The following is a 12,231-nucleotide window of genomic DNA, read 5'->3' as shown; positions in this document are numbered from 1 at the left end:
TTATTGCTCGCGTTTCGTCAGGTAGGCGTTGAAGCCATGGTCCATGTAGGCGGAGAGCGGCAATTCGTCCGACAGTACGGCGGCGTCGATTTCTGCCAGTTCGGCAATATGTTGTTCTTGCTCAAACTGATAGATGCCCACCAGGCCGCCGACCAGCAGCAGCAGGGGGATGATCACGCTCATGCGTCCCAGCCACGACAGCGGCTCGATAAACAGGCTGCTGGCGACGCCGGCCAGCACGTTCTGGCGCACGGCAACGGCGGCGGGCGCGTCCGCCTTCTTGCGCGACAGGGCCAGCTTGCGTGCTGCTGCCAGGCGATCGGTGGCCGATGCGGGCAGGTCGTCGAGTTTTTCGTTCAGTGCATGGCGCACTTTGTAAGCGAAATTGAGATCGTCGGTGTTCATAATTTTATTCCCTTGGCTTTCAGCGATTCGGCGAGCGTGTGGGTAGCTCTAGAGCAATGTGTTTTCACGCTACCTTCGGAGCAACCCATCGCTTCCGCTGTTTCAGCCACATCCATGTCCTGCCAGTAACGCATGAGGAAGGCTTCGCGTTGACGTGACGGCAGTTTTTGTACCTCTGCATCAATCAAATCAAGCATTTGCGCGCGTTCGACCTGGTCGGCCGACGATTCGGCGGCACTCGAACCCTGTTCCGATTCATACGTGTCAAGTATATCAAAATCTTCATGCTCGTCGCCCGAGGGTTTCATGCCGGAAAACAGGCTGACCCAGGTGTTGCGAACTTTTTCTCGGCGGAAATAATCAAGGATGGTGTTTTGCAAGATGCGCTGGAACAGCATCGGCAGCTCGGCGGCCGGCTTGTCGCCGTATTTTTCGGCCAGCTTGATCATGGCATCCTGCACGATGTCGAGTGCCGATTCTTCCTTGCGGACCGCGTAGGCGGCCTGCTTGAAAGCGCGCCGCTCGACATTTTCTAGAAAGTCGGATAATTCTTTGTCTGTTGCCATGCGGTATGGGGATCTTAGCGGCTGCGGGTGCGGTGGGCGAATTGGGGGTGGGTATGCTTTTTGCAACCCCGTGCATGCTAGCAAAAAATGTGCGTTTCCGCAGGGTTTTTGCACGTCGTGCGAGCAAAAGTGCAGCGATGCTGACATTTTCCTTGACCATAATGGTGCAACGCGATAACGTATGGGACGCTTTGAACACCCCAAAGCCCTATGGTCAGGTCGCGACCGGCACACAAGGCCATCCGCGGCAAGACGCGCTTTCATTTGTAGGCAGTTTGTTCTAACCCGTGCCACAAGCGCGAGCGGTTCGTACAGGCGCCACAGAAACTCCGGCCAAACGAGTTGCGTTAAGCGTTGTTTTGTAAGGTATCTATGGGTGCCCAAAGAAATTGCGTGACCGCATGAAAAGGGAAGCAGGAGCACTGTCGCGCACAGCGAACTTCGTCAGGAAAGAACATCCGATCAATCTCCAATGGACCTTGAAAGGAATGTTTCATGAATACCGAAGCAGCAGCAGGACCAATTACCGGCGCAGAAATTGTCGTGCGCTGTCTGGCTGAAGAGGGCGTCGAGCACGTCTTTGGATACCCGGGCGGAGCCGTACTCTACATCTACGACGCCATCTTCCAGCAAAACAAATTCCAGCATATCCTGGTACGCCACGAGCAGGCCGCGATCCACGCCGCCGATGCCTATTCGCGCAGCTCGAACAAAGTCGGTGTCGCCATCGTCACGTCCGGTCCGGGTGTCACGAATGCCGTCACGGGCCTGTCGACCGCGTACATGGACTCGATTCCCATGGTGGTGATCTCCGGCCAGGTGCCGAGCCACGCCATCGGCCAGGATGCGTTCCAGGAATGCGACACGGTCGGCATCACCCGCCCCGTGGTCAAGCACAACTTCCTCGTCAAGGACGTCAAGGACCTGGCAGCGACGATCAAGAAAGCTTTCTTCATCGCCCGTACCGGCCGTCCGGGACCCGTGCTGGTCGATATCCCCAAGGATATCAGCATGCACAAATGCCATTTCGACTATCCGAAGGAAGTCGAGATGCGTTCCTACCGTCCCGTCGACAAGGGCCATTCGGGCCAGATCCGCAAGGCCGTGCAGCTGTTGCTGCAAGCCGAACGCCCGATGATCTACACGGGCGGCGGCGTGATCCTGGCGAATGCGGCTCCCGAGCTGAACAAGCTGGTCGACCGCCTGGGTTTCCCATGCACCAACACCTTGATGGGCCTGGGCGGCTACCGCGCATCGAGTGAGCAGTATGTCGGCATGCCCGGCATGCACGGCACCTATGAAGCGAACATGGCGATGCAGAATTGCGACGTGCTGATCGCCATCGGCGCCCGTTTCGATGACCGCGTGATCGGCAACCCGAAACATTTCGCCTCGCATCCGCGCAAGATCATCCACGTGGACATCGATCCATCGTCGATTTCCAAGCGCGTCAAGGTCGATATCCCCATCGTCGGCAACGTCAAGGACGTGCTGATCGAGTTCCTCGCGCAACTCGACGCGGCCGAAGCCAAGCCGAACGTCAATGCATTGAGCAACTGGTGGAAGCAGATCGCCGAATGGCGTGGCCGCGAATGCCTGAAATATCCGACTTCCGACCTGGTCATCAAGCCGCAATCGGTGGTGGAAAAAGTCTTCCAGCTCACCAAGGGCGATGCCTTCATCACCTCCGACGTGGGCCAGCACCAGATGTGGGCGGCGCAATACTATGGTTTCGACAAGCCGCGCCGCTGGATCAATTCCGGCGGCCTGGGCACCATGGGTGTCGGCTTGCCGTACGCCATGGGCGTGCAGATGGCCAACCCGGACGCCACCGTTGCTTGTATTACCGGCGAAGGCTCGATCCAGATGTGCATCCAGGAACTTGCCACGTGCAAGCAGTATCACCTGACGCCGAAGATCATCATGCTCAACAACCGTTTCCTCGGCATGGTGCGCCAGTGGCAGGAAATCGATTACGGTTCGCGCTATTCCGAGTCGTACATGGATTCGCTGCCTGACTTCGAAAAGCTGGCTGAAGCATACGGCCACGTGGGCATGAAAATTGAAAAGCCGGGCGACGTCGACGGCGCCCTGAAAGAGGCGTTTGCGATGAAAGACAGGCTGGTATTCATGAACTTCATTACCGACCAGTCCGAAAACGTGTGGCCAATGGTGAAAGCCGGCAAGGGCCTGTCCGAAATGATGCTCGGTTCGGAGGATCTCTAATCATGCGCCATATTATTTCTGTCTTGCTGGAAAACGAAGCGGGCGCCCTGTCGCGCGTGGTGGGCCTGTTCTCGGCGCGCGGCTACAACATCGAAACCTTGACGGTGGCGCCGACGGAAGACTCGACCCTGTCGCGCATGACCATCGTCACCAGCGGCTCGGACGATATCATCGAGCAGATCACCAAGCACCTGAATCGTCTGATTGAAGTGGTGAAGGTGGTCGACCTGACCGAAGGCCAGCATATCGAACGCGAGTTGATGCTGATCAAGGTCCGTGCCGTGGGCAAGGAGCGCGAGGAAATGAAGCGTACCGCCGATATCTTCCGTGGCCGCATCATCGATGTCACCGAAAAGACGTACACGATCGAACTGACCGGCAACAAGGTCAAGCTCGACGCGTTCATCGATTCGATCGACCGCGCCTCCATCCTGGAAACCGTCCGCACGGGTGGTTCCGGCATCGGCCGCGGCGAACGCATCCTCAAAGTATAAAAGCATAGACGCAGCACTACGCGGCCCTGGCGCCGCATTTAAAACAACAACGCATCATCAAATTATAGGAAATACCATGAAAGTTTTTTACGACAAAGACGCTGACCTCTCCTTGATCAAAGGCAAAAACGTTGCCATCATCGGCTACGGTTCGCAAGGCCACGCACACGCACAAAACCTGAACGATTCGGGTGTCAACGTTACCGTCGGCCTGCGCAAGGGCGGCGCTTCGTGGACCAAGGTCGAGCAAGCCGGCCTGAAAGTAGCAGAAGTCAACGACGCCGTGAAAGCAGCCGACGTCATCATGATCTTGCTGCCGGATGAAAACATCGCTCAGGTCTACAACGAAAACATCGCCCCGTTCGCCAAGCAAGGCGCCGTACTGGCCTTCGCCCACGGCTTCAACGTGCATTATGGCCAAGTCGTGCCACGCGCCGATCTGGACGTGATCATGGTTGCGCCGAAAGCTCCGGGCCACACCGTGCGCGCCACCTACACCCAGGGTGGCGGCGTGCCCCACCTGATCGCCGTGTACCAGGACAAATCGGGCATCGCCCGCGATATCGCCCTGTCGTACGCATCGGCCAACGGCGGCGGCCGTGCCGGCATCATCGAAACGAACTTCCGTGAAGAAACCGAAACGGATTTGTTCGGCGAACAAGCCGTGCTGTGCGGCGGCGCCGTGGAACTGATCAAGGCCGGTTTCGAAACCCTGACGGAAGCCGGTTACGCGCCTGAAATGGCGTATTTCGAGTGCTTGCACGAACTGAAACTGATCGTCGACCTGATCTATGAAGGCGGCATCGCCAACATGAACTACTCGATCTCGAACAACGCCGAATACGGCGAATACGTGACCGGTCCTAAGGTTGTGACCTCGGCCACCAAGGATGCGATGCGTCAATGCCTGAAAGATATTCAAACGGGCGAATACGCGAAGAGCTTCATCCTGGAAAACAAGGCAGGCGCTCCGACCCTGATCTCGCGCCGCCGTTTGACGTCCGAGCACCCGATCGAAGAAGTGGGCGCCAAACTGCGCGCCATGATGCCTTGGATCGCCAAGAACAAGATGGTTGACCAGTCGAAGAACTAAGCAGCAGTCGTTCCACGAAGAAGCCGGCGCAAGCCGGCTTTTTTTATTACAATCAGGGCCATTCAACCATACCGTGAGCACCATGCTTGTTTTTTCTAAAGTTTTTGTCGGCAATCTGCATGTCGTCAAGCGTCCCGTCTCGGTTGCCATCGGCTGCTGGTTTCTGATTATCGGCTCGCTGTCAGCGCTGGTGTCGTCCTACCTCGGCCGCAACGATCCTGCCATGCTGGCCGGAATGGGGCACAGCGTGATTCCCGCCGAGGCGCAATACGCGATTTTGCTCTTCAGCCAGGGCATTACCCTGGTGGCTGCGCTGGCCATGCTGCAAAGGCAGCGTGGCGCGCGCACGGTGTATCTGGTGTGGGGCGTGATCGACATTGCGTTCTGCCTGGCGACCTTGCCGCTCAAGATGCACGTCTTGCCTGGCGCGCTCACGTTCGCCGTCATCTGCGCCTTGCTGTACAGTCCGAAATCGAATGCCTGGTTTTCGCCACGCAAGGCGGCCAATGATGCCTGCATGACGCCAGCCTGAGCACGGTTGTTTTCGTACGCACGCTGTTGCTGCGTTTGCTTTACAATTCCGCCCTTCCTTTGCAGTTTCCTATGGACTGCATCTGTTTCGGTATCTGCCGACCGCAACGCGCATCACCGCTTTTGTAGCACGCCAGGCGCTAGTTTCTTAGCCGCTTGCGCAAGAAGAAGGACCCCCCCCATGACTGACCGTATCACCGCCACGGCGCCCTCGCAGGCTGCTGTTGACTCTTCCATTCCCATCCTCGCCTTGCTGGCCCTGGCCATGACGGCGTTCCTCGCCCTCCTGTCGGAAACCTTGCCGGCCGGCTTGTTGCCGCAGATTGCCAGGGATCTCAATATTTCCGAAGTCATGACGGGCCAGCTGGTGACCGTGTACGCCATCGGCTCGATCCTGACGGCGATTCCCCTGACGGCGCTCACCAGTACCTGGCGCCGGCGCAATGTCTTGCTGCTGGCCATCATCGGCTTCCTGATCTTCAATACGGCGACGGCCCTGGCACCCAACTATATGGTCGCCCTGGTCGCGCGCTTCGTCACCGGCATGGCCGCCGGGCTGGCCTGGGGCTTGATGGCAGGCTATGCGCGCCGCATGGTGCGTCCCGAGCAGCAGGGCAGGGCGATGGCCATTGCCATGATCGGCACGCCGCTGGCCCTGTCGCTGGGCGTGCCGCTGGGCACCCTGATGGGCGGCGTGCTGGGCTGGCGCAGCATCTTTGGCATCATGTCCGGCATGGCCGTGGTGCTGGTCGCCTGGGTATTGCTGGTCGTGCCCGATTATCCGGGGCAAAAGAATGGCGAACGCCTGTCGATCCGCCAGGTGTTCGTGACGCCGGGCGTGCGGCCGATTCTGTTTGTGATCGTCGCCTGGATGCTGGCGCATAACATTTTGTATACCTTTATCGCGCCGTTCCTGGCGCCGTCCGGCTTGCGCCCCCGCGTCGACCTGGTGCTGCTCGTATATGGCGTGGGCTCGCTGGCCGGTATCTGGCTGGTCAGCCAGCTGATCGACCGCTGGCTGCGCCCGCTCGTGCTGGGCTGCATCGCCGCCTTTGCCCTGGTGGTAGTGGCGTTGGGCCTGGCGATGGACTCCGCTATCGTCATCTATGTCAGCATGGCCATCTGGGGCATCACCTTCGGCGGCGCCGGCACCTTGCTGCAGACGGCGTCGGCGGACGCGGCCGGCGACGGCATGGATGTGGCGCAGGCGATGGTGGCGACCATCTGGAACGTGGCCATCGCGGGCGGCGGCCTGGCGGGCGGCATGCTGCTCGACGGCTATGGCGTGGCATCGTTCCCGTGGGCCATGCTGGCCTTGCTGCTGGTGGCGTTGACCATTGCCTGGCGCGCGCACCGCCACAGCTTCAAGCCGGGCCGGCGCAGCGGTGGCGCGGTCGTAGGTCACTAATAACATTGTTATTTATGATGACAGTGTATTGAAATGTGAGCAGATGTGACTGGCAGACGCATTTTGTGACGATTTGTTAATTTGCGCCACGGGAATGAATGAGGCGTTAGAATCTACACAGTTTGACAAGTTTCTCAGGCGAAAGGGATGGCAAAAGCCTCCCTTTCGCGGGCTGTCAGCCATATTAACTACCTAGGAGTACCCCCATGACCATGATGAAATCCGTCCTTGTTGCCGCCGCAGCCACCGTTGCCCTGAGCGCACAAGCGCAAACCTTGCCAACTTCCGGCACCCTGGTGGTGGTCCCCGCATTTGGCGAAGTCAAGCATGTCAATGATCAGGTGGTCGCTACCCTGGCCATCGAAGAACAGGACAAGGACAAGGCCGCCGCTGCGTCGAGAGTCAACCAGAAGATGAACAAGGGCATCGCCATCGTCAAGCAGGCCGACCCTTCGGCAGCGCTGAAATCGTATGGCTACTACACCTATCCCGTGTATCCGGAAGAGCGCCCATTGCCGGCCGGCGCTGTCGCCAAGCCGCGTTTGCCAACGGCCTGGAGAGTCGGCCAGTACCTGGAAGTGACGACGGCCAACCTGGCGTCGCTGCCAAAAACCGTATCGGCGGCGCAAGGCGTGCTGACCCTGAATGGCTTGAATTTCGGCCTGAAGCCGGAAACCATCCGCCTGCTCGATGACCAGCGCATCGCCGCCACGTACAAGAACCTCAATGAGCGCGTGGCAGCCATCGCCAAGGCCATGGGCCGCAACGTTTCCGACGCCGTGCTCGATACGGTGGACTTCGAAGGTTCGGGCAACTACGCCACGGAAAGCCGTCCTGCCGCCGCCCCGATGATGATGCGCAGCGGCAAGATGGCCGAAGACAGTACCGTCGCCGAGCCGAGCTTCGAGCCGGGTGAAACGACGCTCGACATGCGTGTCGTCGGCAAGGTCAAGTTCAAGTAAGTGCGAGTAAGCTCGTCAACGTGGAAAAGTTTTCGCGTTAGACTGTTTTAAAAATCATGGGGCTGTTGGCCCCATGATCGTTTTTGCCCCCCCCCATTTTCCAGGAGAACACTATGACCGTCATGAAATCGCTGCTGGCTGCGGCCGCCGCTACCGTTGCCCTGAGCGCACACGCCCAGACCTTGCCCGCCTCTGCCACCCTCGGCACCCTCGTGGTGGTGCCCGCGAATGGCGAAGTGGTGCATGCGAACGACCAGGTGACCGTCACCCTGGCCATCGAAGAGCAGGACAAGGACAAGGCCGCCGCCGCTTCGCGCGTGAACCAGAAGATGAACCAGGGCGCGGCCATCGTCAAGAAAGCCGACCCGCAAGCCGTGCTGAAGACCCAGGGCTACTACACGTACGCCGTGTACCCGGAAACGGCGCCCTTGCCGCCGGGTGTCTCCGCCAAGCCGCGCGTAGCTACGGGCTGGCGAGTGGGCCAGTACTTGCAGGTGACGACGACGAATCTGGCCGCCTTGCCGAAAACAGTTTCCGCAGCACAAGGCGTACTGACCCTGAACCGTTTGAACTTCGGCCTGGCGCCCGCCACCATCCGCAAGCTCGACGACCAGCGCATCGCCGCCGCCTACAAGAACCTGAATGAACGCGTGGCCGCCATTGCCGGCGCCATGGGCCGCAATGTCAATGACGCCGTGATCGACACCATCGATTTTGAAGGTTCGGGCAACTATGCGCAGCGCGTCAGCGTGACGGGGGCGCGCAACATGAGTGCCGACTCCATGGGTTATGGCGGCAACCAGGTGGCCGAGCCGAGTTTTGAGGCCGGCGAAACGACGCTGAACATGGGCCTGGTGGCCAAGATCAAGTTCAAATAATGTTTGAACAAGCGTCAATATTGCCAGCTTGACGTCGCCGCGCTTTTCTTTGGCGGTGGCTCCTCTATAATGGCAAGATCGGCAGGTGCATGCCGCAAGATGAATGCGCCTGCCATCTGGCACCGAATCCCCGCAGTACACAAGATATGGAACAACATGGCAAACTTCCCCCGTCGTAGAGGCAAGAACGGCACTCCTGCAGCATCCAAAGCGTCCCGCTTCAGCAAATTCGTGCGCCAGCCGGTGACCGATGGCAGTGGCAAGAAAACCTTGCGCCGCCGCGGCATCTACCTGTTGCCGAATGCCTTCACGACGGCAGCCCTGTTTTGCGGCTTCTACGCCATCGTCATGGCCATGAACCAGAAATTCGAACACGCGGCCTGGGCCATCTTCATTGCCATGATCCTCGACGGCCTCGATGGCCGCATCGCCCGCCTGACGAATACGCAGAGCGAATTCGGCGCCCAGTACGATAGCCTGTCCGACATGGTGTCGTTCGGCGCCGCCCCGGCGCTGGTGATCTATGAATGGTCGCTGCGCGGCATGGGCAAGCTGGGCTGGCTGGCCGCCTTCGTGTATTGCGCCGGTGCCGCCTTGCGCCTGGCCCGCTTCAACACGAATATCGCCGTGGTCGACAAGCGCTTCTTCCAGGGTTTGCCCAGCCCGGCAGCGGCGGCCATGGTGGCCGGCTTCATCCTGCTGATGAACGACCTGGAATTTGCCGGCAACCAGCTGGCCTGGGTATCGTGGACGATCGCCCTGTTCTCCGGCCTGACCATGGTCACGAATGTACCGTTCTACAGCTTCAAGGATGTGAATTTCCGCAAGTCCGTGCCCTTCATCGTGGTATTCCTGCTGGCATTGTTCTTTGCGCTCATTTCCATCGACCCGCCGAAAGTGCTGTTCCCGATTTTCGTCGCCTATGGCCTGTCCGGCTACGCCGTGTTTTTTTGGCGCATGGCGAAGGGCAAGCCCGTCAGCATCATCCAGACCGACCCCGAGCATTAATGCGCTGAGTCGGTAGCGTCGCCAGTCTTCAGCCAGCCAGGAGCAGTCATGAACACCAGCAACCGACTCATCATTTTTGACACCACCTTGCGCGACGGCGAGCAATCGCCGGGCGCCTCCATGACGCGCGAGGAAAAGCTGCGCATCGCCAAGCAGCTCGAGCGCATGAAGGTCGATGTGATCGAGGCGGGCTTCGCCGCCGCCTCGCAAGGCGACTTCGAGTCGATACGGGCGATTGCCGGCGCCGTGCGCGAGTCCACCATCTGCTCGCTGTCGCGCGCCAACGACCGCGACATCGCGCGCGCCGCCGAAGCGCTGGCGCCTGCCGAGCGCAAGCGCATCCACACTTTCATTGCCACCTCGCCCCTGCACATGCAGATGAAGCTGCGCATGACGCCCGAGCAAGTGCTGACGCAGGCGCAGAACGCCGTGCGCTACGCGCGCCAGTTCACGGACGATATCGAATTCAGCCCCGAAGACGGCAGCCGCTCGGACGAAGATTTTCTGTGCCGCGTGCTGGAAGCGGTGATCGCCGAGGGCGCCACTACCATCAATTTTCCCGACACGGTCGGTTACGCCGTGCCTGAGATCTTCGGCAATACCATCAAGCGTTTGCGCGAACGCATACCGAACTCGGATAAAGCCATCTGGTCCGTGCATTGTCATAACGACCTGGGCCTGGCTGTGGCCAATTCGCTGGCCGGCGTCATGATCGGCGGCGCGCGGCAGATCGAGTGTACCGTCAATGGCCTCGGCGAGCGGGCTGGCAACACGGCGCTGGAAGAGGTGGTGATGGCGCTGCGCACGCGCGCCGCCTATTACAATTTGACGGTCGGCATCGACACGACGCAAATCGTGGCGGCCTCGAAAATGGTGTCGCAGATAACGGGCTTTGCCGTGCAGCCGAACAAGGCCGTCGTGGGGGCGAACGCCTTTGCGCACGCCTCCGGCATCCACCAGGACGGCATTTTAAAGGCGCGCGAGACGTATGAAATCATGCGCGCCGAAGACGTGGGCTGGACCGCCAACAAGATCGTCCTGGGCAAACTGTCGGGCCGCAATGCCTTCAAGCAGCGGTTGCATGAGCTGGGCATCGCGCTGGAATCGGAGGCGGAAGTCAACGCCGCCTTCCTGCGTTTCAAGGAGCTGGCTGACCGCAAGTCCGAGATTTTCGATGAAGACATCATGGCCCTCGTCAGCGAAGAACAGCAGGCGCAGGAGAGTGAGCACTACCGTTTTATTGCGCTGACGCAGCAGTCGACGACGGGCGCCGTGCCGCATGCGCGCGTGGAATTCCTCGTCGGCGGCAAGCAACTCAGCTGCGAAGGGCAGGGCGACGGCCCCGTCGACGCCACCGTCAACGCCATCGAAAGCGCGGCCGCCAGCGGCGCGGAGCTGGTGTTGTTCTCCGTCAATGCCATCAGCACGGGCACGCAGTCGCAGGGCGAAGTCACCATGCGCTTGTCGCGCGACGGGCGCATCGTCAATGGCGTGGGCGCCGACCCGGACATCATCGTCGCCTCGGCCAAGGCGTATTTGTCGGCGTTAAATAAACTGCACGCCAAAGATGAGCGGATCGATCCCCAGCCATAAGGCTGTCTTCACCAGAAAAACCGGCGCTCTTCCTTGGCCGGGTCGGGACCGTTCATCATCATGCGCACGATGCCGTCGTGGTCGAAGTGCACATGCATCATGGAATCCCACACGCCCGATTCCTTGTAGCGGTAAGACCAGACGTGCAGTTTCGGCAGTGCCAGATACGATGTTTCCGTTGGGCGGCCCAGCGTGTGCAGCACGTCTTGCTGGGTCGACACGCCTACCTTGATGCGGGCAAAGCCCGGCGTGTCGAGCACTTGCTCGTAGGAAATCAACTTGTCGTCAGGGCCGAAGCGGGCCATATACGTGGTCTGGCCGTACGGCCCTGTGGCGTATTCCAGTTCCGGCCCCGTGGCCAGCTGGTAGATGGCCGTGGGATGGCCCAGGCGCGCTTCCACGGCGGCGCGCGGCTCGCCCGCTTGCGGCGGAGGAGCGTTCCAGTTGGCGCAGCCGGCCAGCACGGCCAGCAGCACAGCTGTTGCTAGTTTGAGCAGTTTTTTCATGTTTATCCTCCTGAAATACAGGAAAATCCTATCATGCGCCGAGAAAAGGCCGCGCGGCAGGATACAGGCGGGCTTTTTTCCGATATACTTGCGCGTCTGGTTGGAAGCATAGGCCAGTATTTTAATAATCGTAGTTCACGGTGGATAGGGTTCAGACTCTGTGCACCGCATGTGAAAGGTTTATCATGACAGTAGAAAACATCAACAAAGCCGCTATCATCGCGGACAACGCACGTGGTCAAAACGACACCGGCTCCCCTGAAGTGCAAGTTGCACTGCTGACAGCTCGCATCAACGAACTGAACGGCCACTTCAAAGCCCACTCGAAAGATCACCACTCCCGCCGCGGCCTGATCATGATGGTCAACCGTCGTAAGAGCCTGTTGTCGTACCTGAAGTCGAAAGACGCTACCCGTTATCGCGACCTGATCGCTAAACTTGGTCTGCGCAAGTAATTTTTGCCGTACAAGGTTTATACAGAAATGCCTGCGCCAGTTCGCTGACGCGGGCATTTTGTCATTTGAATTCCGGATTTATATCGGTAAGTGCAGTATGCTCCTA

General features: G+C 59.5%; 13 protein-coding genes. 10 read left to right on the top strand and 3 right to left on the bottom strand.

The window, feature by feature from the left end; genetic code table 11:
* Both CNX70_RS20985 and CNX70_RS20980 read right to left on the bottom strand, forming a co-directional pair.
* Entirely contained in the window at positions 1 to 405 is a 405-nt protein-coding gene (locus CNX70_RS20985; RefSeq protein WP_071076339.1) for a DUF3619 family protein, read from the bottom strand.
* On the bottom strand, positions 402 to 971 hold the full coding sequence (locus CNX70_RS20980; protein WP_034750048.1) for an RNA polymerase sigma factor: 570 nt from the start codon (positions 969 to 971) through the stop codon (positions 402 to 404). Before CNX70_RS20980 ends, CNX70_RS20985 begins: the two co-directional genes overlap by 4 nt.
* 495 nt (positions 972 to 1,466) lie before the next feature.
* Here CNX70_RS20980 and CNX70_RS20970 point away from each other — a divergent pair, with 495 nt between their 5' ends.
* The 9 genes from CNX70_RS20970 (at position 1,467) to CNX70_RS20930 (ending at position 11,164) form a co-directional block, all read left to right on the top strand.
* Positions 1,467 to 3,197 carry an acetolactate synthase 3 catalytic subunit gene (locus tag CNX70_RS20970; RefSeq protein WP_096236702.1) on the top strand — a complete coding sequence of 577 codons (1,731 nt, stop codon included), beginning with the start codon at positions 1,467 to 1,469 and terminating at the stop codon, positions 3,195 to 3,197.
* A 2-nt stretch (positions 3,198 to 3,199) separates the two neighbouring features.
* On the top strand, positions 3,200 to 3,691 hold the full coding sequence (ilvN, locus tag CNX70_RS20965; RefSeq protein WP_071076341.1) for an acetolactate synthase small subunit: 492 nt from the start codon (positions 3,200 to 3,202) through the stop codon (positions 3,689 to 3,691).
* A gap of 76 nt (positions 3,692 to 3,767) precedes the next feature.
* On the top strand, positions 3,768 to 4,784 hold the full coding sequence (gene ilvC, locus CNX70_RS20960; RefSeq protein WP_096236700.1) for a ketol-acid reductoisomerase: 1,017 nt from the start codon (positions 3,768 to 3,770) through the stop codon (positions 4,782 to 4,784).
* Positions 4,785 to 4,866: 82 nt separating this feature from the next.
* Positions 4,867 to 5,316: a hypothetical protein gene (locus CNX70_RS20955; RefSeq protein ID WP_096236698.1), complete on the top strand. Its 450-nt coding sequence runs from the start codon at positions 4,867 to 4,869 to the stop codon at positions 5,314 to 5,316.
* Between the two features lie 180 nt (positions 5,317 to 5,496).
* Positions 5,497 to 6,723: an MFS transporter gene (locus tag CNX70_RS20950; protein WP_096236696.1), complete on the top strand. Its 1,227-nt coding sequence runs from the start codon at positions 5,497 to 5,499 to the stop codon at positions 6,721 to 6,723.
* A gap of 206 nt (positions 6,724 to 6,929) precedes the next feature.
* Positions 6,930 to 7,685: an SIMPL domain-containing protein gene (locus tag CNX70_RS20945; protein WP_096236694.1), complete on the top strand. Its 756-nt coding sequence runs from the start codon at positions 6,930 to 6,932 to the stop codon at positions 7,683 to 7,685.
* A 113-nt stretch (positions 7,686 to 7,798) separates the two neighbouring features.
* Entirely contained in the window at positions 7,799 to 8,563 is a 765-nt protein-coding gene (locus tag CNX70_RS20940; RefSeq protein WP_096236692.1) for an SIMPL domain-containing protein, read from the top strand.
* 156 nt (positions 8,564 to 8,719) lie between these two features.
* Entirely contained in the window at positions 8,720 to 9,571 is an 852-nt protein-coding gene (pssA, locus tag CNX70_RS20935; protein ID WP_096236690.1) for a CDP-diacylglycerol--serine O-phosphatidyltransferase, read from the top strand.
* 48 nt (positions 9,572 to 9,619) lie between these two features.
* The gene (locus tag CNX70_RS20930; RefSeq protein WP_096236688.1) at positions 9,620 to 11,164 is read left to right on the top strand and encodes a 2-isopropylmalate synthase; all 1,545 of its coding nucleotides are present in this window, start codon (positions 9,620 to 9,622) and stop codon (positions 11,162 to 11,164) included.
* An 8-nt stretch (positions 11,165 to 11,172) separates the two neighbouring features.
* Here the strand turns inward: CNX70_RS20930 and bamE are convergent, their stop codons facing one another.
* Positions 11,173 to 11,670, bottom strand: coding sequence for an outer membrane protein assembly factor BamE domain-containing protein (bamE, locus tag CNX70_RS20925; RefSeq protein WP_096236686.1), 498 nt, complete (start codon positions 11,668 to 11,670; stop codon positions 11,173 to 11,175).
* A 185-nt stretch (positions 11,671 to 11,855) separates the two neighbouring features.
* Here bamE and rpsO point away from each other — a divergent pair, with 185 nt between their 5' ends.
* Positions 11,856 to 12,125, top strand: a complete 270-nt coding sequence (gene rpsO / locus CNX70_RS20920; protein ID WP_071076969.1) for a 30S ribosomal protein S15 — start codon at positions 11,856 to 11,858, stop codon at positions 12,123 to 12,125.
* Positions 12,126 to 12,231: the final 106 nt, after the last annotated feature.

This window comes from Janthinobacterium svalbardense, from assembly GCF_002327145.1.
Classification (GTDB): Bacteria; Pseudomonadota; Gammaproteobacteria; order Burkholderiales; family Burkholderiaceae_D; genus Janthinobacterium; species Janthinobacterium tructae.
This window is presented reverse-complemented; position numbering and strand designations above follow the sequence as displayed.